This is a genomic window from Aquimixticola soesokkakensis (genome assembly GCF_900172375.1).
Lineage (GTDB): Bacteria > Pseudomonadota > Alphaproteobacteria > Rhodobacterales > Rhodobacteraceae > Aquimixticola > Aquimixticola soesokkakensis.
The window spans coordinates 22,568-43,187 of the sequence record NZ_FWFS01000001.1 but is presented as its reverse complement, the minus strand read 5'-3'; the positions used below and the strand labels follow the sequence as shown (position 1 = coordinate 43,187).

General features: G+C 61.7%; 17 protein-coding genes. 13 read left to right on the top strand and 4 right to left on the bottom strand.

Features of this window, described 5'->3' with window-relative positions; translation table 11 throughout:
* The first annotated feature begins 36 nt into the window (after window positions 1-36).
* The 6 genes from AQS8620_RS00190 to AQS8620_RS00165 all read left to right on the top strand — a co-directional run bounded on the left by AQS8620_RS00190 (window position 37) and on the right by AQS8620_RS00165 (window position 9,788).
* Entirely contained in the window at window positions 37-1,476 is a 1,440-nt protein-coding gene (locus AQS8620_RS00190; RefSeq protein ID WP_085834813.1) for an NAD(P)-dependent oxidoreductase, read from the top strand.
* 124 nt (window positions 1,477-1,600) lie between these two features.
* Window positions 1,601-6,136: a glutamate synthase large subunit gene (gene gltB, locus AQS8620_RS00185; protein WP_085834812.1), complete on the top strand. Its 4,536-nt coding sequence runs from the start codon at window positions 1,601-1,603 to the stop codon at window positions 6,134-6,136.
* A gap of 99 nt (window positions 6,137-6,235) precedes the next feature.
* Window positions 6,236-6,964 carry a monofunctional biosynthetic peptidoglycan transglycosylase gene (gene mtgA, locus AQS8620_RS00180; protein ID WP_085834811.1) on the top strand — a complete coding sequence of 243 codons (729 nt, stop codon included), beginning with the start codon at window positions 6,236-6,238 and terminating at the stop codon, window positions 6,962-6,964.
* A gap of 69 nt (window positions 6,965-7,033) precedes the next feature.
* A complete protein-coding gene (fzlA, locus tag AQS8620_RS00175; protein WP_085834810.1) occupies window positions 7,034-7,699 on the top strand; it encodes an FtsZ-binding protein FzlA in 666 nt (221 codons plus the stop codon).
* Window positions 7,700-7,714: 15 nt separating this feature from the next.
* A complete protein-coding gene (queG, locus tag AQS8620_RS00170; protein WP_085834809.1) occupies window positions 7,715-8,749 on the top strand; it encodes a tRNA epoxyqueuosine(34) reductase QueG in 1,035 nt (344 codons plus the stop codon).
* 88 nt (window positions 8,750-8,837) lie between these two features.
* Entirely contained in the window at window positions 8,838-9,788 is a 951-nt protein-coding gene (locus AQS8620_RS00165; RefSeq protein ID WP_143267366.1) for a DMT family transporter, read from the top strand.
* Window positions 9,789-9,794: 6 nt separating this feature from the next.
* Here AQS8620_RS00165 and AQS8620_RS00160 read toward each other — a convergent pair whose 3' ends face one another.
* Together AQS8620_RS00160 and AQS8620_RS00155 are read right to left on the bottom strand one after the other, a co-directional pair.
* The gene (locus tag AQS8620_RS00160; protein ID WP_085834807.1) at window positions 9,795-10,274 is read right to left on the bottom strand and encodes a hypothetical protein; all 480 of its coding nucleotides are present in this window, start codon (window positions 10,272-10,274) and stop codon (window positions 9,795-9,797) included.
* 147 nt (window positions 10,275-10,421) lie between these two features.
* Window positions 10,422-11,291 carry a branched-chain amino acid aminotransferase gene (locus AQS8620_RS00155; protein WP_085835323.1) on the bottom strand — a complete coding sequence of 290 codons (870 nt, stop codon included), beginning with the start codon at window positions 11,289-11,291 and terminating at the stop codon, window positions 10,422-10,424.
* Between the two features lie 203 nt (window positions 11,292-11,494).
* Here AQS8620_RS00155 and AQS8620_RS00150 point away from each other — a divergent pair, with 203 nt between their 5' ends.
* From AQS8620_RS00150 to AQS8620_RS00125, 6 genes are all read left to right on the top strand, one after another.
* Window positions 11,495-12,007: a MarR family winged helix-turn-helix transcriptional regulator gene (locus AQS8620_RS00150; protein WP_085834806.1), complete on the top strand. Its 513-nt coding sequence runs from the start codon at window positions 11,495-11,497 to the stop codon at window positions 12,005-12,007.
* Window positions 12,004-12,702 (top strand): response regulator, encoded by a 699-nt coding sequence (locus tag AQS8620_RS00145; RefSeq protein ID WP_085834805.1) that lies wholly within the window; start codon window positions 12,004-12,006, stop codon window positions 12,700-12,702. Before AQS8620_RS00150 ends, AQS8620_RS00145 begins: the two co-directional genes overlap by 4 nt.
* An 89-nt stretch (window positions 12,703-12,791) precedes the next feature.
* The gene (locus AQS8620_RS00140) at window positions 12,792-13,034 is read left to right on the top strand and encodes an exodeoxyribonuclease VII small subunit (protein ID WP_085834804.1); all 243 of its coding nucleotides are present in this window, start codon (window positions 12,792-12,794) and stop codon (window positions 13,032-13,034) included.
* A 9-nt stretch (window positions 13,035-13,043) separates the two neighbouring features.
* Window positions 13,044-13,910 (top strand): polyprenyl synthetase family protein, encoded by an 867-nt coding sequence (locus tag AQS8620_RS00135; RefSeq protein WP_085834803.1) that lies wholly within the window; start codon window positions 13,044-13,046, stop codon window positions 13,908-13,910.
* A gap of 18 nt (window positions 13,911-13,928) precedes the next feature.
* On the top strand, window positions 13,929-15,863 hold the full coding sequence (gene dxs / locus AQS8620_RS00130) for a 1-deoxy-D-xylulose-5-phosphate synthase (protein ID WP_085834802.1): 1,935 nt from the start codon (window positions 13,929-13,931) through the stop codon (window positions 15,861-15,863).
* Between the two features lie 160 nt (window positions 15,864-16,023).
* Window positions 16,024-17,208 (top strand): MFS transporter, encoded by a 1,185-nt coding sequence (locus tag AQS8620_RS00125; RefSeq protein ID WP_085834801.1) that lies wholly within the window; start codon window positions 16,024-16,026, stop codon window positions 17,206-17,208.
* On the opposite strand, the gene AQS8620_RS00120 is transcribed toward AQS8620_RS00125, so the two are convergent.
* Entirely contained in the window at window positions 17,201-17,803 is a 603-nt protein-coding gene (locus AQS8620_RS00120; protein WP_085834800.1) for an exopolysaccharide biosynthesis protein, read from the bottom strand. The two genes, AQS8620_RS00125 and AQS8620_RS00120, sit on opposite strands and share 8 nt — an antisense overlap.
* Window positions 17,804-17,857: 54 nt before the next feature.
* Window positions 17,858-18,727, bottom strand: coding sequence for an SDR family oxidoreductase (locus AQS8620_RS00115; RefSeq protein WP_085834799.1), 870 nt, complete (start codon window positions 18,725-18,727; stop codon window positions 17,858-17,860).
* 75 nt (window positions 18,728-18,802) lie between these two features.
* Here AQS8620_RS00115 and ade point away from each other — a divergent pair, with 75 nt between their 5' ends.
* Window positions 18,803-20,620: an adenine deaminase gene (gene ade / locus AQS8620_RS00110; protein ID WP_085834798.1), complete on the top strand. Its 1,818-nt coding sequence runs from the start codon at window positions 18,803-18,805 to the stop codon at window positions 20,618-20,620.

Sequence of the window (20,620 nt, the reverse complement as noted above, 5' to 3'; positions counted from 1 at the left end):
TATCTAGCTGACAATCGTTTATGGGAGAGGTGTGCTATGGCGAAAGAGCCGATGCTTAAATTTGTGACTGTGGGTCGGGACATGCCGACGAAACGGTCTGCCGATGTCCGTAAACAGGACTTTGATGAAATCTACGCCGAGTTTGCCCGCGAAAAAGCCGACGAGCAAGCCTCGCGTTGTTCGCAATGTGGTGTGCCCTACTGCCAGTCGCACTGCCCGCTGCACAACAATATTCCCGACTGGCTGCGCCTGACCGCGACGGGCCGCCTGAAGGAAGCGTATGAAATTTCGCAAGCGACCAACGCCTTTCCCGAGATCTGCGGCCGCATCTGCCCGCAGGACCGCCTGTGCGAGGGCAATTGCGTGATCGAACAATCCGGCCATGGCACTGTGACCATCGGCTCGGTCGAGAAATACATCACCGACACCGCCTGGGAAGAAGGCTGGGTCGAAGTCATCAAACCCGCCGTCGAGCGTGAAGAAACCGTGGGCATCATCGGCTCCGGTCCCGGCGGTCTGGCCGCAGCGGACCGTTTGCGCCGCGCGGGCCTGAAGGTGACGGTCTACGAGCGTTCTGATCGCGCCGGCGGGCTGATGATGTACGGCATTCCGGGCTTCAAGCTGGAAAAGGATGTGGTGTTGCGCCGCATCGAGCAGTTGGAAAAATCCGGCGTCGAGTTCGTGCTGAATTGCAATGTCGGCGAGGACATCACCTTTGATGCGATCCGCGGCAAACATGACGCTGTGCTGATTGCGACCGGCGTCTACAAATCGCGTGACCTGCAAGGCCCCGGTGCCGGCGCTGCCGGGATCGTCAAGGCCATCGACTATCTCACCTGTTCCAACCGCGTCGGATTCGGGGATACGGTCGAGGAATACGAAAGTGGCGAGTTGAACGCTGCGGGCAAAAAAGTCGTGGTGATCGGCGGTGGTGACACGGCGATGGACTGTGTGCGCACGGCAATCCGTCAGGGGGCGACCTCGGTCAAATGCCTCTATCGCCGCGACCGTGCCAACATGCCCGGCTCCCAGCGCGAAACGCAAAACGCCGAGGAAGAAGGCGTGGAATTCGTCTGGCTTGCTGCGCCCAAGGGGTTTGCGGCTGCGGGCGATAGCGTTTCGGGCGTGATGGTGCAAAAAATGCGGTTGGGTCAGCCCGATGCCTCGGGGCGCCAATCCCCCGAAGTGATCGAAGGGGCCGATTACATCGAAGAGGCCGATCTTGTGGTCAAGGCGCTCGGGTTCGAGCCTGAGGATCTGCCGACCCTTTGGGGGGCCGAGGGGCTGGACGTGACCCGTTGGGGCACTGTCAAAGCCGACTTTACCAGCCATGCGACCGCCATCGAGGGTGTTTATGCCTGCGGGGATATCCAGCGCGGCGCAAGCCTTGTGGTCTGGGCGATCCGCGATGGTCGTGAAGCGGCAGATGCGATGGTCGAATACATCAATCAGGCGGCTTCCGTGGCCGCCGAATAGGCATGTAGCGCGGGGCAGGATTGCCCCGTACCGCACAGGCGTCGGCACGCGCCCGCCTGTGCGAACACACCGAATTCCATTGGGGCCACGGCCCTGACCTATCCAGTGAAGGAAGGGTTTCCATATGACCAAATTTGATGACAGCTGGGCTACCCGCGAAGAAGCGAAACGCGAGTGGATGGCGGAAAATTCGCTGTTCAAAATGGATGACGAGCGCGCCAACTGTGGTGTCGGCCTTGTCGTCTCCGTCGATGGTTCCAAAAGCCGCAAGGTTGTTGAAAACGGCATCGCCGCTCTGAAGGCCATCTGGCACCGCGGGGCGGTCGATGCGGATGGCAAAACGGGCGATGGCGCGGGCATTCACGTGCAAATTCCCGTCGCTTTCTTCGAGGACCAGATCGCGCGCACCGGCCACAAGCCGCGCAAGGGTGAAATGTTGGCGGTGGGTCAGATTTTCCTGCCGCGGACCGATTTTGGCGCACAGGAAACCTGCCGGACCATCGTCGAGAGCGAAGTCCTGCGGATGGGCTATTACATCTACGGCTGGCGCCACGTTCCGGTGAACACCCAATGTCTGGGCGAAAAGGCCAATTCGACCCGCCCCGAAATCGAGCAGATCCTGATCTCGAACTCGAAAGGCGTGGACGAGGAAACTTTTGAGCGCGAACTTTATGTGATCCGTCGGCGCATCGAAAAAGCGTCCTCTGCCGCGGGGATTCGCGATCTCTACCTCTGCTCGCTGTCCTGTCGCTCGATCATCTACAAGGGCATGATGCTGGCTGAACAGGTCGCGGTGTTCTATCCCGACCTGATGGATGACCGCTTTGAATCCGCTTTTGCGATTTACCACCAGCGCTATTCCACCAACACCTTCCCGCAGTGGTGGCTGGCCCAGCCCTTCCGCATGTTGGCGCATAACGGCGAGATCAACACGATCAAGGGCAACGTCAACTGGATGAAAAGCCACGAGATCCGCATGGCCTCGGGCACCTTCGGCGATATGGCCGAAGACATCAAACCGATCATCCCGCAGTCGGCCTCTGACTCGGCCGCGCTTGATGCGGTCTTCGAAGTGCTGGTGCGCGCGGGCCGTTCGGCGCCGATGGCAAAAACCATGCTGGTCCCCGAATCCTGGAGCCAGCAGGCGATTGAACTGCCGCAAAGCTGGCGCGACATGTATTCCTACGTGAACTCCGTGATGGAGCCGTGGGATGGTCCCGCCGCTTTGGCGATGACCGATGGCCGCTGGGTCTGTGCGGGTCTGGATCGCAACGGCCTGCGCCCGATGCGCTATGTCGTGACCGGCGACGGCCTTGTGATTGCAGGCTCCGAAGTGGGCATGGTGCCCACCGACGAGGCCACCGTCGTCGAAAAGGGCGCGCTTGGCCCGGGTCAGATGCTTGCTGTCGATATGAAAGACGGCAAACTCTACAACGACACCGAGATGAAAGACCGTCTGGCCAATGCCCAGCCCTTCGGGGACTGGGTCGGCAAGATCAACGATCTCGATAGCGAGCTTTCGGGTCTCACCGAAAAGGCGCTTTTTGAAGGTGCAGAGCTGAAAAAGCGTCAGATCGCTGCGGGCTACACCATTGAAGAACTTGAGCAAATCCTTGCGCCCATGGCCGAGGATGGCAAAGAGGCTTTGGCGTCGATGGGGGACGATACGCCCTCTGCCGTGCTGTCCAACCAGTACCGCCCGCTCTCGCATTTCTTCCGCCAGAACTTTTCTCAGGTGACCAACCCGCCGATCGACTCGTTGCGCGAATTCCGCGTGATGTCGCTCAAGACGCGGTTCGGCAACCTCAAGAACGTGCTCGACGAGGACAGCAGCCAGACCGAGATCATCGTGCTGGACAGCCCCTTTGTCGGCAATGCTCAATTCGAGGCGCTGAAAACCCATTTCAACGCGCCGATGGTGGAAATCGACTGTACCTTCCCGGCGGATGCGGGCGAAGGCGCGCTGCGCGACGGTCTGGCACGCATCCGCGCCGAGGCCGAGGATGCCGTGCGTTCGGGCGGTGGTCACATCGTTCTGACCGACCAGCACCAGTCGGAGTCCAAAGTGGCGATGCCGATGATCCTTGCGACATCGGCCGTTCACTCGTGGCTGACGCGCAAAGGTCTGCGCACTTTCTGCTCTATCGGTGTGCGTTCGGCGGAATGTATCGATCCGCATTATTTTGCCGTGCTCATCGGCTGTGGCGCGACAATCGTGAACGCCTATCTGGCCGAGGACAGCCTTGCCGACCGCATTTCGCGCGGTCTGCTTGACTGCACGCTGACCGAGGCAACGGCACGGTTTCGCAACGCCATCGACCAGGGCCTGCTGAAGATCATGGCCAAGATGGGGATTTCGGTGATTTCTTCCTATCGTGGCGGGTTGAACTTCGAGGCCGTGGGCCTGAGCCGCGCCATGGTGGCCGAATATTTCCCCGGAATGCATTCGCGCATTTCCGGCATCGGTGTCGGCGGTATCCAGCGCAAGGTCGAGGCCGTGCATCACGCCGGTTTCCTTGGCGGCAACACGCTGCCCATCGGCGGGTTCTACAAAGCGCGCAAATCGGGTGAAAGCCACGCGTGGGAGGCGCAGTCGATGCACATGCTGCAAGCGGCCTGTGATCGTGCATCCTACGAGATGTGGAAGCAGTATTCCGCCAAGATGAAAGCGAATCCACCGTTGCATCTGCGCGATCTGCTCGACATCAAACCGATGGGCAAACCCGTGCCCATCGAAGAGGTCGAAAGCATCACCTCGATCCGCAAGCGTTTTGTGACGCCGGGGATGTCGCTGGGCGCCCTGTCGCCCGAAGCGCACCGTACCCTGTCGATCGCGATGAACCGCATCGGCGCGAAATCGGATTCCGGTGAAGGCGGCGAAAGCCCCGATGACTTCACGCCCGAACCCAATGGTGACAACGCATCGGCCAAGATCAAGCAGGTGGCCTCGGGTCGTTTCGGTGTGACCGCCGAATACCTGATCCACTGCGAAGAGCTTGAGATCAAAGTGGCACAGGGCGCAAAACCCGGCGAAGGCGGGCAGCTGCCCGGCATGAAGGTCACGGACCTGATCGCCAAGCTGCGCCACTCGACCAAAGGCGTGACGCTGATTTCACCGCCGCCGCACCACGATATCTACTCGATCGAGGATCTGGCGCAGCTGATCTACGACCTCAAGCAGATCAACCCCAAGGCCAAAGTCACCGTGAAACTGGTGGCCTCCTCGGGCGTGGGCACGATTGCGGCCGGTGTGGCAAAGGCAAAGGCGGACATCATTCTGATTTCGGGCCACAACGGCGGCACGGGTGCCTCGCCTGCGACCTCGATCAAATTCGCGGGCCTGCCATGGGAAATGGGTTTGACCGAAGCGCACCAGGTGCTTGCGATGAACAACCTGCGCGAACGCGTGACGCTGCGCACCGATGGTGGTCTGCGCACGGGGCGCGACGTGGTCATGGCCGCGATGCTTGGCGCCGAGGAATACGGCATCGGCACCGCTGCGCTGATTGCAATGGGCTGTATCATGGTGCGTCAGTGCCAGTCGAACACCTGCCCCGTGGGTGTCTGCACCCAAGACGAGGCGCTGCGTGACAAGTTCACGGGCAATGCCGACAAGGTGGTGAACCTCATTACCTTCTACGCTCAGGAAGTGCGTGAATTGCTGGCCTCTATCGGCGCGCGTTCGCTGGACGAAATCATCGGGCGTGCCGATCTGTTGACGCAGGTCAGCCGTGGCTCCGCCCATCTTGATGACCTCGACCTCAACCCGCTTTTGATCACCGTCGATGGCTCGGACCGGATCGTTTACGACCGCTCCAAGCCGCGCAATGCGGTGCCCGATACGCTGGACGCCCAGATCGTGTCGGATGCGGCGCGCTTCCTCAACGATGGCGAAAAGATGCAGCTGTCCTATGCGGTGCAAAACACGCTGCGCACCATCGGCACGCGCACCTCGTCGCATATCGTGTCGCGCTTTGGCATGCGCAACAATCTGCAACCCGATCACCTCACGGTGAAGCTGACGGGATCGGCGGGTCAGTCGCTTGGTGCCTTTGCGGCTCCGGGCCTCAAGATCGAAGTCTCCGGCGATTCCAACGACTATGTCGGCAAGGGTCTGTCGGGCGGTATCATCGTGGTGCGCCCGCCGATGAACTCGCCGCTGAAAGCCGCCGACAACACGATCATCGGCAATACCGTGCTCTACGGCGCGACCGACGGCTACCTCTTTGCCTCGGGGCGGGCGGGCGAACGGTTTGCCGTGCGCAACTCGGGGGCGACGGCCGTGATCGAGGGCTGCGGGTCCAACGGCTGTGAATACATGACCGGCGGCATCGCGGTGATCCTTGGTGAAATCGGCGCGAACTTTGGTGCGGGGATGACGGGTGGCATGGCCTACCTGTATGATCCCGACGGCATGTCGGGCCATCTGATGAACATGGAAACGCTGGTGACCTGTGGCGTGACGGTGGATCATTGGGAACATCAGCTGAAGTCGCTGATCGAACGCCACGCCGCTGAAACCGGCTCGCGGCGCGCCAAGGAAATCCTGCAACATTGGGATGTCGAAAAGGCGAACTTCCTTCAGGTCTGCCCGAAGGAAATGCTTGCGAACCTCAAAGCGCCGCTGACGCTTGAAAAAGGCGCAATTCCCGCCGAGTAAATTGGGCGGTGTGACGCAATTGAAAGGCCCTGCACGGCGTGCGGGGCCTTTTGCTTTGGTGCGCTTGACCGCGCGGGCGCGCGCAGGCATCCCTATGCCATGGCCAAAGCATCAAAATCCAAATCGCGTAAACGCAAAACCAACGCAGCGGCGCGCCCCCTGCGACAGCGCCTGCGGCGCACCGCGGGTCGCCTCGTGCTCGGGTTCGTTGCTTTTTGGGGGTTTGCGGTGCTGCTTTATGCGGTCGTGCCTCCACCGACGACGCCCTATATTCTGGCCGAGGGGCGCAGGTTGGGCGGCACCGATCACGTCTGGGTGCGCCTTGAGGACATCGCGCCAGTGATGGCGCGCTCGGTCGTGGCCGCCGAGGATGCGAATTATTGCCTGCACTGGGGGTTTGACATGGCGGCAATCCGCTCGGTCGTGGCCGCAGGGGGCACGCGCGGGGCCTCGACGCTGACCCAGCAGACGGTCAAAAACGCCTACCTGTGGCAGGGGCGGTCGTGGCTGCGCAAGGCGATGGAGGCTGTGCTGACACCCATGGTCGAGCTGGTCTGGTCCAAGCCGCGCATCCTTGAAGTCTATCTGAACGTTGCGGAATTCGACGAGGGCGTGTTTGGGGTGGATGCAGCGGCGCGGCGCTATTTCAACACCGGCCCCGATCAACTGAGCGCCACACAGGCGGCGCGTCTTGCGGCCGTTTTGCCCAACCCCAAGGAGCGCGATGCGGCCAATCCGAGCGACTTTGTGCGGCGAAGGTCCGCGCAAATTGCCGATGGCGCGGCGTTGATCGCGCGAGACGGGCGTGCGGATTGTTTCGACGGTTGAATTGCCGCCCGCTTCTCTGCAATACCCCAAGCACGCCCTCCTTTCTCACCCAACCTTAGTGCGCAAATCATGAACCGACTTTTCCACGTTCCGCTGTCTCCCTTCTGTCGCAAGGTCCGCCTCGTGCTGGCTGAAAAGCGCATTGAGGTCGAATTGGTCGAGGAGCGCTATTGGGAACAGGACCCTGATTTTTTGCGGCGCAATCCGGCGGGCAAAGTGCCCGTTTTGCGTTTGGGTGACCGTTTGCTGGCCGATAGTGCGGCGATTTGCGAATTGATCGAAGAACTTTACCCCAGCCCCCCCCTGATGCCGCGCGATGTTGATGGACGGTACGAGGTGCGCAGGCTTGTGGCGTGGTTTGACGACAAATTCCATGCCGAGGTGACTTCGAACCTTTTGTACGAACGCGTGAACCGCAAGGTCCAAAAAACCGGCTACCCTGATTCGAAGAATGTCAAAGCGGGGGCCAAGGCGATCAAATGGCACCTCGATTACATGACCTGGCTGTTGGATCGCCGCCGTTGGCTGGCGGGGGACGAAATGTCGTTGGCGGATTTCGCGGCTGCGGCGCATTTGTCGTCGCTGGATTATATCTCGGATGTGGACTGGAACCGCTCGGCGGTCGTCAAAGACTGGTACGCCAAGATCAAATCACGCCCTGCCTTCCGCTCGTTGCTGGTTGACCAGATCCCCGGTTTTCCGCAGCCTTCCCATTACGCCGACCTCGATTTCTAGGCGAAAGGCGCGCGCATGGCCCTGACCAAAGAGGCGCTGGTAGCGCGCGCAGGTGACGAAGGTTTTTCCAAGGTCGGCTTTGCGCGTCCCCAATTGCCCGATGCGATGGCGCGGCTCAAAACCTTTGTCGAGGAGGGGCGGCACGGCCAGATGGCCTGGATGGCCGATCGCATGCACTGGCGCGGCGCGCCCGACGCACTTTGGCCCGAGGCCAAATCGGTGGTGATGCTTGCCGAAGTCTATACCCCCGATGTCGATCCGATGGCGGTTGTCGGCCAGCCGGATCGCGGCGCGATTTCTGTCTATGCGCGCGGCAAGGATTACCACGATCTGGTTAAAAAGCGGCTTAAGCGCGTGGGGCGCTGGATGATCGAACAGGGGGCGGGCGAGATCAAAGTCTTCGTCGATACCGCCCCCGTGATGGAAAAGCCGCTCGCGCAGGCGGCGGGATTGGGCTGGCAGGGAAAGCACACCAATCTCCTGGCGCGCGATTTGGGAAGCTGGTTTTTCCTCGGGGCGATTTTCACCACGCATGACTTTGCGCCCGACCCCGAAGAATCGGAGCACTGCGGCTCTTGCACCGCCTGTCTGGACGCCTGTCCGACCGATGCGTTCCCCGCGCCCTTCCAGATCGACGCACGACGCTGCATTTCCTATCTGACGATCGAACATCACGGGCCTGTGGATCTGGCGTTGCGCGCGAAACTGGGCAACCGGATTTACGGCTGTGACGATTGCCTTGCCGCCTGCCCGTGGAACAAATTCGCCCAAGACGCACGCGAGCTGCGCTATGCGGGCGGCCCTGCGACCGACGCGCCGGCGCTGGCGCAACTGGCGCGGCTGGATGACGCTGGCTTTCGGGCGCAATATTCCGGCTCCCCGATCAAGCGGATCGGGCGCGACCGATTTGTGCGCAATGTGCTCTACGCCATCGGGAATTCGGGCGATGCGGCCCTGCGCGAGGTGGCCCGGAGCCTGACGGCCGATGAAGACCCCGTGGTGGCCGAAGCTGCGCGCTGGGCTGTCGGGCGATTGGCGCAAGCGCAATAGCGGGGGCACGGGTATGCGCGCTTTGCGCTATGCCATTTGACACGCGCGCCCTAGGGTGCGTTGAAAACGCTGCCAAATGGAACGAGCGATGACATCTGCCACTGCGTCCCTGACGTCCCACAACCCGTTGCGCGGGATTTTGTTAAAAGTCGCCTCTGTCAGCCTGTTTGTCATCATGGCCTCGATGATCAAGGCTGCGCGAGTCGAAGTGCCCGCCGGAGAAGCGGTGTTCTTTCGCTCGCTTTTGGCGATCCCCGTTGTGTTGGTCTGGGTGGCGATCCAGGGGGATATGGGCGCGGGCCTGCGGGTGAACTCCGTCACCAACCACATCTGGCGCGGGGTGATTGGCACCTCTGCAATGATGTTGGGGTTCTTTTCGCTGGGGCTGTTGCCCCTGCCCGAAGTCACTGCGATCGGCTATGCCTCGCCACTGCTTTTGGTAATCTTTGCCGCGATGTTCATGGGCGAAACCGTGCGTCTGGTGCGGTTTTCAGCGGTTTTAATCGGCCTTGTGGGGGTGATTATCGTGCTCTCACCGCGTCTGACGGTGATCCACGGGGTGCCCACAGTGACCGAACAACTCGGCGCGGTCGTGGCCCTGGGGGCGGCGGTTCTGGCGGCAATCGTGCAGCTTCATGTGCGCAACATGGTGCGCAGCGAAAGCGTCAGCGCGATTGCCTTTTGGTTTTTCGTGACGGCCAGCGCGGTGTCTTTGTGTAGCCTGCCCTTCGGCGGCTGGGTTGTTCCCTCGCCCAAAGTCATGGCGCTTTTGGTGGCGTCCGGCCTGATCGGCGGGTTCGGGCAGGTGTTCTTGACGGCCTGCTACCGCTACGCCGATGCGTCCCTGATTGCGCCGTTTGAATATGTCTCGATGATTTTGGCGCTGGGGATTGGCTATGTGGCCTTTGGCGAAGTGCCCACCCTTCCGATGATGTCCGGCGCGGTGGTGATCATCGCCGCAGGGATTTTCATCATCTGGCGCGAGCGCAAGTTGGGACTTGCGCCGGAGCGGTTGCGCAAGACCAACAAGCTGTTCTGAGCGGCGCTAATAGCGGTCGGAAAACAGCCGCCCCCAGAAGGATTTCGGAGGATTGCGCGCGAGCGCTGCGGCTTTCGAGGCTGCAGCAGCGGCCTGCACACGCACTGCGTCGGTCGCAGGTGCGATGCCGCGCGCGATGTCCTCGTAGGCGTAGGGGCCGATCTGGTTATTGCCCACGATATAGGTCGCGGTGATCGCCGCCGAACCTTCGACGCGGCGAAACATCACGTCCGGTTCAATCAGATAGGTGCGAAAAGCGCCCGTGATCTTGTTGCGCAATTCCTCGCTTGTCACAGGCAACTCTGCCTGCGTGCCAACGGAAATGGCCACCAGAACCGGCGAGGTGGTTTCCAACTGGCCCGCCGCCGCCAAACTGTCGCGTGTGATGGCCAAGGGGCGCAAAGACGGGTTGCGGGTATAGGCATAGGCGGCCAGCGCCAAAAAGGCGGGGAGGACAATTGCGGCCCCCACCAGATATAGTGTCATCGACTCTCGTTGTAGTGCATGCGCCATTCATAGGCCCCAAAAAAGTTCGCCCCCGAACCGGAAACCAGTAAGGGGGCGGCGACTTTAAGAAAGATTAACATCCGGCGCTTGCGCGGGATTTTAACGATTTTGGCGCAGGGCGGGCGCTTAGCTGCGCACGAGGGCTTCGTATTCCGCCGCCAGATCGCGCACCAGTTGGCCGACCTCAAAGGTGTAGTCGCCAATCTGGCCCACGGGGGTGACTTCGGCGGCGGTCCCCGTGAGGAAGCATTGCTCGAAATCGGCAAGTTCTTCGGGCAGGATGCGGCGGACGTTGACTTTTACGCCCTTGGCTTGAAGCATCCCGATCACGGTTTGACGGGTGATGCCGTTGAGGATCGCGTCAGGGTCGGGGGTGTGCACTTCACCGTCTTTGACGAAAAAGATGTTTGCGCCCGTCGCCTCGGCCACGTAGCCGCGATAATCCATAAACAGCGCGTCAGAGCAGCCTTTCGCCTCTGCGGCATGTTTGGACATGGTGCAGATCATGTAGAGGCCGGCAGCTTTTGCGGCGGTGGGGATGGTTTCGGGCGAGGGGCGTTTCCACTTGGCGATATCAAGCTTGGCACCACTCATCTTGGCGTCGCCGTAGTAGGCGCCCCATTCCCAGCCCGCAATCACGAGGCGCACGGGGTTTTTGCCTGAGGACACACCCATATCCTGACCTGCGCCGCGAAACGCAATCGCGCGGACATAGGCGTCGGTCCAGCCGTTGGCTTTGAGCATTGCGTATTTCGCAGCTTCGATTTCCTCGACCGAATAGGGGATTTCCATGTCCAGGAGTTCGGCGGATTTGCGCAGGCGGATCGAATGCTCGACACCTTTGAAAATCTTGCCATTGTAGCATCGTTCGCCTTCGAACACGGAGGAGGCGTAATGCAGCGCATGGGTCAGGATGTGGACGTTGGCGTCGCGCCACTCTACCAGTTTGCCATCCATCCAGATTTTGCCGTCGCGATCGTCGTAAGCGCCTTCCATGGTCTCTTCCTTTGGTTCGGATCCGGGCGGTTGCACCGGAGGGGGTGTTTGCGAAAGTTGCGTAATTTTTAGCATTGAATGCATAAAGTTGCGCTAAATTGTGGTTTCGCTACCAGTTGAGTCTTGGAATGTCAACAAGGCTGACATAAACTGGCCAAATATTACGCAGATTGTGAATTGGCCCAGGTGGCCTCAGGAGGACCATGGCGGAACATGTTGGCAGCGGCGGAGCAGGGGGTGAAAGCCTGTTGTTCCTCACGGACGAACAGATCCGCAAGGGGATCGAGGCGATGTATTTTGCCTATCGCGGCTTTACCGCCGACCCCGACCGGATTCTTGAAAACTATGCCTACGGGCGCGCCCATCATCGCGCCCTGCATTTCGTCAACCGCTCTCCGGGGACGACGGTGAACAATCTGCTCGCGCTGTTGGGCGTGACCAAACAGTCGCTCAACCGGGTGCTGCGCACCTTGATCGACGACGGGTTGGTCGAAAGCCGCGTTGGCGCATCCGACAAGCGCGAGCGCAATCTCTTCCTGACCGAGGCGGGGGCCGCCTTGGAGGCTGAAGTGTCCGAAGCGCAGCGTGCGCGGGTGCGTGCGGCCTATCGCGCGGCCGGCCCCGATGCCGTGGCGGGGTTTCGCCAGGTGCTTGAGGCGATGATGGAGCCGGAATTGCGCACCCATTATCAGGCCTTCAAGGAGGGCGGCGCATGAGCGGTGATGCGCATCTTTTGATTGTCGACGATGACGAGCGCATTCGCGGGCTGTTGCAGAAATTCCTGATGCGTAACGGCTATCTGGTCACCGTCGCCAAAGAGGCCGCCCATGCCCGCCGCTTGTTGGGCGGGTTGGATTTCGACCTGATCGTGCTGGATGTGATGATGCCCGGCGAGGACGGGCTGAGCCTGACCAACTTCATCCGTTCAAAGATGAAAACCCCCGTCCTGCTGCTGACGGCCAAGGGGGAAACAGAGAACCGCATCGCAGGTCTTGAGGCGGGGGCGGACGACTACCTGTCCAAACCGTTCGAGCCAAAGGAATTGCTGCTGCGCATCAACGCGATTTTGCGCCGGATGCCTCAGGCCGAAGCCGTGGATGACGGACCGAAATTCCTGCATCTGGGCAACATCCGCTACGAGGTGGAGCGCGGGGAAATGTGGGAAGGTGTCGAACAGGTCCGTCTGACCGCCACCGAAGCCCAGCTGATGCGGATCTTCGTGGCCGCACTTGGCGAACCCGTGTCGCGCAGTGATCTGGTCGAACGTCTTGGACGCGACGGGGATCAGGCACAGGAACGCGCGGTTGACGTGCAAATCACGCGGCTGCGGCGCAAGATCGAGCGTGACCCCAAACAGCCGCGCTACCTGCAGACCGTGCGCGGTGCGGGCTATATGTTAACGCCGGAATAAGGGGGTTCTGGTCACAAAACGCACGTGTGGCGCCCTCGACAGGGCGCGACACTTGTGGTTTTTGTCAGGAAAATTTCGGGAGACGAGCTATGAGCGACACAGACGAAAGCCAGATGACCTTTGAGCAAGCCATGGCAGAGCTGGAGCGCGTCGTGGGGCAGCTGGAGCGCGGTGATGTCGCTCTGGATGCCTCCATCGACCTCTACGAGCGGGGCGCGCGATTGAAAGCGCGCTGCGAGGCGAAGCTGGCCGAAGCGCAGGAAAAAGTCGCGAAAATTACGCTGGATCGCGATGGTCAGCCCACCGGCACCACGCCCGTCGAAGGTCTGTAAGGCAGGTCGATGAAAGCCGGATTGGAACAATGCGCAGGTCTGGTGCAGGCCTGTTTCGACGCGGTGCTTGCGCCGATGGGTGATCTGCCCGTGGTGGCCGGGATGCGCTACGCCTCGCGCGGGGGCAAGCGGCTGCGCGCCTTTCTGGTGATGGAAAGCGCGGCTTTGCACGGCATTGATCCGGTGCAATCCGTCTGGGCGGCGACCGCGGTCGAGGCGCTGCACGCCTATTCCCTCGTGCATGACGATCTGCCCTGCATGGATGACGATGATCTGCGTCGGGGCATGCCGACGGTGCATGTGAAATGGGACGAGGCGACGGCGGTGCTGGTGGGCGATGCCCTGCAAACCATGGCGTTCGAAGTGCTGGCGCGCGATGAGTGCGCGCCCGATCCTGCGCGCCGCATCGCGCTGGTGGCGAGCCTAGCGCGGGCCTCCGGGGCGCAGGGCATGGTGCTGGGGCAGGCGCAGGACATTGCTGCTGAAAGTGCCGCAGCGCCGCTTGACCTCTTTCAGATCACCGAATTGCAAAACAACAAAACCGGCGCGCTGATCGAATGGTCGGCCAAAGCGGGGCCGCTCCTTGCGGGCGCGGACCCCTCTGCGATGGGCGCCTACGCCCGTGCCTTGGGCCTTGCCTTCCAGATCCATGATGACGTTCTGGATGTCACGGGCGATGCCGCTCTGACGGGCAAAGCCGTGGGTAAGGACGCCGAGGCAGGCAAGGCGACTTTCGTGTCTTTGCTGGGGCTTGAGGGGGCAAAATCGCGCGCCGCCGCGCTGGTCGAGGACGCCTGCGACGCGCTCTCGCCCTACGGCACGCGCGCCGATGCCTTGCGGGATGTGGCCCGTTTCGTTATTTCCCGACAAACCTGATCGCAAAGGCGGCCCCCGATGTCTGACGCTCAACGCCCCTCGACCCCGACGCTCGACCGCGTGTCCGTGCCTGCCGACCTCAAGGGCATGTCTGACAGCGACTTGAAACGCGTGGCGTCCGAGTTGCGGTCCGAGACAATTTCCGCCGTGTCGCAAACGGGCGGTCATTTGGGCGCGGGCCTGGGCGTGGTCGAGTTGACCGTGGCACTGCACGCGGTGTTCGACACGCCGCGCGACCGGCTGATCTGGGACGTAAGCCACCAGACCTATCCGCATAAAATTCTGACCGGGCGGCGCGACCGCATCCGCACCCTGCGCCAAAAGGGCGGGTTGTCGGGCTTTACCAAACGTTCGGAAAGCCCGTTCGATCCCTTCGGTGCGGCGCATAGCTCGACCTCGATTTCCGCCGCTCTCGGGTTTTCGGTCGCGCGCGATCTGGGCGGTGCGCCCGATCCGAGCCTGGGGGATGCGATTGCGGTGATCGGCGACGGGTCGATGTCGGCGGGCATGGCCTTTGAGGCGATGAACAATGCAGGCCATTTGGGCAAACGGCTGTTCGTGATCCTCAACGACAACGAAATGTCCATCGCGCCCCCCGTCGGTGCGCTGTCGTCCTACCTGTCACGGCTCTACGCCAACGCGCCGTTCCAGGAATTGAAAGCGGCCGCGAAGGGCGCTGTGTCCTTTTTGCCCTCGCCGCTGCAAGAGGGCGCGAAACGCGCCAAGGAGATGCTCAAAGGCCTGGCGGTCGGTGGCACCCTGTTTGAGGAACTCGGGTTTTCCTACATCGGGCCGATTGACGGGCACGACATGGACCAGTTGCTTAGCGTGTTGCGCACGGTCAAGTCCCGCGCCACCGGACCGGTTCTCATTCACGCCATCACCCAAAAGGGGAAGGGCTACGCGCCTGCCGAGGCGGCGGTGGATCGTGGCCATGCCACCGCGAAATTCGATCTGGTGACGGGCAAGCAGGCCAAGGCCAAATCCAACGCGCCGTCCTACACCGGTGTTTTTGCCAAAGCGTTGCTGGACGCCGCCGCCCGCGACGACAAGGTGGTCGCGGTGACGGCCGCGATGCCCGATGGCACGGGGTTGAACCTGTTTGCAGAACGCTACCCGTCGCGCTGTTTTGACGTTGGCATTGCCGAACAGCACGGCGTGACCTTTGCCGCTGGTTTGGCTGCGGGCGGGATGAAGCCGTTTTGCGCGATGTATTCCACCTTTTTGCAGCGCGGCTACGATCAGGTTGTGCATGACGTGGCCATCCAGCGCCTGCCGGTGCGCTTTGCCATCGACCGCGCGGGGCTGGTCGGGGCCGATGGCGCGACCCACGCGGGGTCTTTCGATGTTGCCTTTCTGGCCAACCTGCCCGGGTTTGTGGTGATGGCCGCCGCCGATGAGGCCGAATTGGTCCATATGGTTGCCACAGCGGTTGCCCATGACGATGGACCCATCGCGTTTCGCTATCCGCGGGGCGAGGGTGTCGGGGTGGAAATGCCGCTACAAGGCGTGCCGCTGGAAATTGGCAAGGGCCGGTTGATTCAAAGCGGCAGCCGCGTGGCGATCCTGTCCTTTGGCACCCGACTGGAAGAGGTGAAAAAAGCCGCCGAAGCGCTTTCGGCGCGCGGGATCACGCCCACGATTGCCGATGCCCGATTTGCCAAGCCGCTGGATCGCGCGATGATTCTGGATCTGGCACAAACCCACGAGGCGCTGATCACGATCGAGGAAGGTGCGATTGGCGGTTTTGGCAGCCATGTGGCAGACCTGCTCGCGAATGAGGGGATGTTTGACCACGGGCTGAAATTCCGCACCATGGTTCTGCCCGATATCTTCATCGACCAAGCCAGCCCCGAGGATATGTACCGCACAGCAGCGCTTTCGGCGGCGGATATCGAGGCCAAGGTGCTGTCGGTGCTGGGGCTTGGGGATATCGCCAGCAAGCGGGCGTGACGCAAAAGCCCGCAAACCGGCCGCTTTTGCGCAGAAAGCGGGCCGTTCTTTCTGCAATGCCGCATTTGAGTTGACGCTGGGCCGGTGATGCCGAAAAGGGGTTGCGAGCGGCGGCGTTTTTACGCCCAATCGCACAGATTCCCGATAGGTAGGTTTGAGAATGGCAACGATGACACTCGATGCGCCTTTGGCGCGGCCTTGGCTGGTGCTATTCACCCTTGCGATGGGCGGCTTTGCCATCGGTACAGCCGAATTTTCCGCCATGGCGATGGTCCCCTATATCGCGCGCGCCTTTGCCGTAAGCGAAGCCGCCATCTCAAGCATGGTTTCGGCCTATGCGCTTGGTGTGGTGGTTGGTGCGCCGCTGATCGCGGTGCTTTTTGCCAAAATGGAACGCAAGGTCCTGCTTATCGGCCTGATGGTGGCCTTTGCCGTGTTCAACACCGCCTCTGCCATTGCCCCGACCTACCCTGTCTTGCTGGTCACCCGCTTTTTGTCGGGCTTGCCGCATGGTGCTTATTTCGGCGCGGGGGCCTTGCTTGCGGCCTCGGTCGTGGGGCCGAACCAGCGCGGCAAAGCGGTGTCGCGCATGTTCCTCGGCATTACCACCGCGACCATTATCGGCGTGCCGTTTTCCAACGTTCTGGGCCAGACTTTGGGCTGGCGCTGGGGATTTGCACTTGTGGGCGTCATCGCCCTTGTGACGGCTGTAACCCTGGCCGTGGCCGCGCCGCGCGCTGAACCGGGAACGGCGTCCAACCCGCTGCGTGAACTCTCGGCCCTGAAAAACCGTCAGGTGTTGTTGACGCTTGCCACTGCGATGATCTGTTTTGGCGGCTTTTTTGCCTTTTACACCTATCTTGCCTCGACCTTGATCGAGGTGACACAGGTCAGCGAAGCGACGGTGCCGATGTACCTGATGCTGATCGGTGTCGCGATGACGATCGGCACATTGATTGCAGGCTGGGCCGCGGACAAGTCCCTGACCCTTTCGACTTTCGTGATGATGTCGGTGTCGGGCCTCGTGCTGTTGATTTACCCCTCGGTTGCGACCAGCCCCACGCTGATCGCGATGATCGTGGTCGTCGTCGGGGTCTCGAACGGCCTGCCCATTTTGCTACAGACCCGCCTGATGGATGTGGCGCATGAAGCCCAGTCTCTTGCGGCGGCGCTGAACCATTCTGCCTTTAACGCCGCCAATGCCATTGGCCCCATCGTCGCGGCGTTTTTCATCGCCCGCGGCTACGGGTTTGAAAGCTCGGGCTATGTGGGGGCGGGCCTGTCGCTGGCGGGGATTTTGATGTTTGCCCTGACGATCTGGGACGCAAAGCGCCGCCCTAACTGATCAGCCACGCAAGGCCCGACGCGCCCAGAATGATAAAGCCGTAGCCTGACAGCATGAAAAGCCCGTCGCGCCCCATCATGCCGATGGCGAGCAGGGATATCGCAAAGCACAGCACCGAGGTGACCAGCGGCAGCACTTCGAGCAAGGGCATGACGCAGGCCAGCGCGGCAATGGCCATCAGGGCGACCAGCGACCACGGTTTGCGCGCCAGAAAGGCCACGCGGCGTTCTGTGTGATCGTCGATCCACAGGACGGGACGCTCCAGCCATGTCACGGCTTTCTCCAGCTTTTCGCCTTTGATCCGCCGCTTGCGCACAAAGGCCGGAAGCCACAGGTGATCCACGCCCAAGATTGCTTGCACGGTGATCAGCAGGATGATCACCGCCCCGATGGTGGGCGTGCCCGGTATTCCGGAAATCGGCGAGACAAGGATCATCGCAGGCACCAGGATCGCGGGGGCAAACGAGCGGTGGCCGATTTGATCAAGGATCTCGTCGACCGAAACCGTGTCGCCATCGCTGGCCGCATGAAGGGCACGCAAAATATCGCGCAAGCTTTGGGGCGATTGCGCTTTGGCGGAAGAATCTGCGGTCATAGGGTGCGGGCCTTTGTCTGTGAGCATCTCAACGCAGAGCGCGGCGCGCGGGTTTCACGCCTTACCGGTTTCAAGCGCCAAAAGCGCCTCAAGCCCGCGGCGATAGTCGGGATAGATCAGCGTGACGCCAAGCTCGTGTTTGATCCGCATGTTGCGCACCTTTTTGCTTTCGGCATAAAAACTGCGCGCCATCGGGGTCATGTCGGCGGTCTCGAAGGCTTCCAGAGGGGGCAGGGGCAGGCCGAGCAATTCGGCGGCATAGGCAATCACGTCTTGCGGGGGCGCGGGGTCATCGTCGCATACATTGTAGACCGCGCCCGCGTTGGGCCGCGCGATAGAGGCGTGAAGCACCTGCGCAATATCTGCGACATGGGTGCGCGAAAATACTTGGCCCTGTTTTACGATCCGCCGCGCGGTCCCTGCGCGCACCTTTGCAAAGGGGCCGCGGTCTGGGCCGTAGATGCCCGCAAGGCGAAAAATCTGCAGGGTTAGAGACTTTTTTTGCGCAAATTCCGTCCACTCTGCCTCAGCCGCGACGCGCATCCGGCCGCGTTTGGTGGCGGGGGTGAGGGGGGTGCTCTCATCCACCCATCCCCCCGCGTGATCGCCGTAGACGCCGGTCGTCGACAGATAGCCGATCCAGCCAAGCTTGGGGGCCTGTACGATGGCGTCTGCCCAATCGCGCAGCATCGGGTCGCCGGCATCGTCGGGGGCGGCACTGACGAGCAGATGGGTGGCTTTGTGAAGCGCGGGCGCGAGGTCGTCGCGCCCAAGGATCAACGGTGTGATGCCCGTTTCGCGCAGGGTCAGAGCCTTTTGTGCGCTGCGCGTGGTGCCGGTGATGTGCCAGCCAAGGGGCAAAAGGCGCGCGGCGAGGGCTTGGGCGCTATAGCCGTGGCCGAAGGAAAAAAGATGCTGTGTCATATCTGATTCATCCCTGACGTGCAGGAAAGGTGCAAGGGGGCTTGAACACCGCCCGAAACGGGACAAGATTGGGCCATGGAACAGTCGAAAAACACAAAGATAAAGAGCTGGGCCGAGACCGCGCCAACGCTCGTTGCCGTGGCCGCTGGCCGCGCCCCCGCCGATCTGGTGATCAAGAACGGCATATGGGTCAACGTCCACACCCGCGAAGTGCTGGAGGGCCATGACATCGCGATTGCCCAAGGGCGCATCGCCTATGTCGGCACATCTGCGGCGCATTGCACCGGCCCCGAGACGCAGGTGATCGATGCCAAGGGGCGGTACATGATCCCCGGTCTTCTCGACGGGCATATGCACATCGAAAGCGGCATGCTGACACCGGCGGAATTTGCCCGCGCGGTGACGCCCCATGGCACCACCACCATGTTCACCGATCCCCATGAGATCGCCAATGTGCTGGGCCTTGAGGGTGTGCGCCTGATGCATGACGAGGCGCTGTTGCAGCCGGTCAATATTTTCACCCAGATGCCCTCTTGTGCGCCTTCCGCGCCGGGGCTGGAAACCACGGGATTTGAAATCAGTGCCGAGGATGTCGCCGAGGCGATGGACTGGCCCGGCATCATCGGGCTGGGGGAGATGATGAATTTCCCCGGTGTGGTGAATGGCGATCCGCAGATGCTGGCCGAAATTGCCGCCACGCAGAACGCGGGCAAAACCGTGGGCGGGCATTACGCCTCCCCCGATCTCGGGCCGGCCTTTAGTGCCTATGTCGCGGGCGGTCCGGCGGATGATCACGAAGGCACCTGCGAGGCAGACGCGATTGCGCGGATGCGGCAGGGGATGCGCGCAATGGTGCGCCTTGGCTCGGCGTGGTACGATGTCGAGGCGCAGATCACGGCGATCACGCAAAAAGGTCTGGACCCGCGCAACTTTATCCTCTGCACAGACGATTGCCACTCCGGCACGTTGGTCAATGACGGTCACATGAACCGCGTGGTGCGTCACGCCATTGACTGCGGTTGCGATCCGGTCGTTGCGCTGCAGATGGCCACGATCAACACTGCGACGCATTTCGGTCTGGAACGCGAACTGGGGTCCCTGACGCCGGGGCGTCGGGCCGATGTGATCCTGACCTCCGATCTGCGCAGCCTGCCGATCGAGCTGGTCATCGCGCGCGGCGCTGTTGTGGCCGAAAATGGCAAGGTCAGGGTCGATTTCCCGCTTCTCGACTGGCCGCAGCATGCGCGCGAGACGGTGAATATGGCCAAGGACCTGTCGGCGGATGATTTCGTCATCGATGCGCCGGAGGGGGCGAACCGGGTGACCGCCCGCGTCATCGGCATGGTTGAAAACCAGGCACCGACAAAGGCGCTGAGCTTCGACATGGAGGTCGCGAACGGGCGCGTTGAACCCGATGCCGCGCAGGACATCGCACAGATTGCGCTGGTCGAACGCCACCGTGCCACGGGCGGCGTTGTGAACGCCTTTGTGTCGGGCTTCGGCTACAAGGGGCCGATGGCGCTTGCTTCGACGGTCGCGCATGACAGCCACCATATGATCGTTGTGGGCACGGATCGTGCCAACATGGCGCTGGCGGCCAACCGTCTGCGCGCGGTCGGGGGCGGGGTCGTGCTGTTTGCGGATGGTCAGGAACAGGCGCTGGTCGAATTGCCCATCGCCGGTCTGATGTCGGATCGCCCCGCCGCCGAGGTGGCCCAAAAGGCCGAGGCGCTGGGGCGCGCGATGGAGGCCGCCGGATGCACCTTGAATAACGCTTACATGCAGCACTCGCTGCTCGCGCTTGTGGTCATTCCCGAATTGCGCATCTCGGACAAGGGTCTGGTGGATGTGCGCAGTTTCGAGGTCACAAGCCTGTTTGAAGGATACGAATAA